Origin of the sequence: Methylobacterium bullatum (assembly GCF_014845095.1) — a bacterium.
GTDB lineage: Bacteria > Pseudomonadota > Alphaproteobacteria > Rhizobiales > Beijerinckiaceae > Methylobacterium > Methylobacterium bullatum.
In genome coordinates, this window is sequence record NZ_NKUG01000217.1 from 1 (window position 1) to 1,356 (window position 1,356).

The following is a 1,356-nucleotide window of genomic DNA, read 5'->3' on the forward strand; positions in this document are numbered from 1 at the left end:
CGATTTCGGCGTACGCCGCGACATCCTCGCCGTGCGCCCCGGCCCGGTGGTCACGCTCTACGAACTGGAGCCGGCGCCGGGCACCAAGTCGAGCCGCGTGATCTCCCTCTCGGACGATATCGCCCGCTCCATGTCGGCGGTCTCGGCCCGTGTGGCCGTCGTCCCCGGCCGCAACGCCATCGGCATCGAATTGCCCAATGCCAGGCGCGAGACCGTGTATCTGCGCGAACTCCTCGCCTCGGCGGATTTCGTCGAGACGAAGCAGAGCCTCGCTTTGTGCCTCGGCAAGAATATCGGCGGCGAGCCGATCATCGCCGATCTCGCCAAGATGCCCCACCTGCTGGTGGCCGGCACCACCGGCTCGGGTAAGTCGGTGGCGATCAACACGATGATCCTGTCGCTCCTCTACCGGATGAAGCCGGAAGAGTGCCGCCTGATCATGGTCGATCCCAAGATGCTGGAACTCTCCGTCTATGACGGCATCCCGCACCTGCTCTCCCCCGTCGTCACCGACCCGAAGAAGGCGGTCATCGCCCTCAAATGGGCCGTGCGCGAGATGGAGGAGCGCTACAAGAAGATGTCCAAGATCGCGGTCCGCAACATCGACGGGTTCAACGCGCGCCTCGCCGAGGCCCGTGGGCGCGGCGAGGTCCTGACCCGCACGGTCCAGACCGGATTCGATCGCGAAACCGGCGAGGCGGTCTACGAGACCGAGGAGATGGACCTCAATCCGCTCCCCTACATCGTCATCGTGGTCGACGAGATGGCCGACCTGATGATGGTGGCCGGCAAGGACATCGAAGGGGCGATCCAGCGTCTGGCGCAGATGGCCCGTGCCGCCGGCATCCACCTCATCATGGCGACGCAGCGCCCGTCGGTGGATGTCATCACCGGCACGATCAAGGCGAACTTCCCGACCCGGATCTCCTTCCAGGTCACGTCCAAGATCGACAGCCGCACGATCCTCGGCGAGATGGGCGCCGAGCAGCTGCTGGGCCAGGGCGACATGCTGTTCATGGCCGGCGGCGGGCGCACCACCCGCGTCCACGGCCCGTTCTGCTCGGATTCGGAAGTCGAGAGCGTGGTCGCCCACCTGAAGCGCCAGGGCAGGCCGTCCTATCTCGAGGCCGTCACCGCCGACGATGGTGAGGACGACGACAAGGGCTCGAAGAGCGGTGGGAAATCGGCCAAGGGCGCGATCGACGAGATCGAGGTCGACGGCGCGGTCTTCGACCAGGGCAGCTTCGGCGAGAGCGGCGGCGATCTCTACGCCCAGGCGGTGCAGGTGGTCATGCGGGACAAGAAGGCCTCCACCAGCTACATCCAACGCCGCCTTCAGATCGGCTACAACCGCGC

At 66.2% G+C, this 1,356-nt stretch carries 1 protein-coding gene; it reads left to right on the plus strand.

Going from position 1 to position 1,356, the window contains the following annotated elements:
- Nucleotides 1–1,356: DNA translocase FtsK (locus tag MBTS_RS22170; protein WP_280529959.1), on the plus strand; the 1,356-nt coding region annotated here is incomplete at both ends.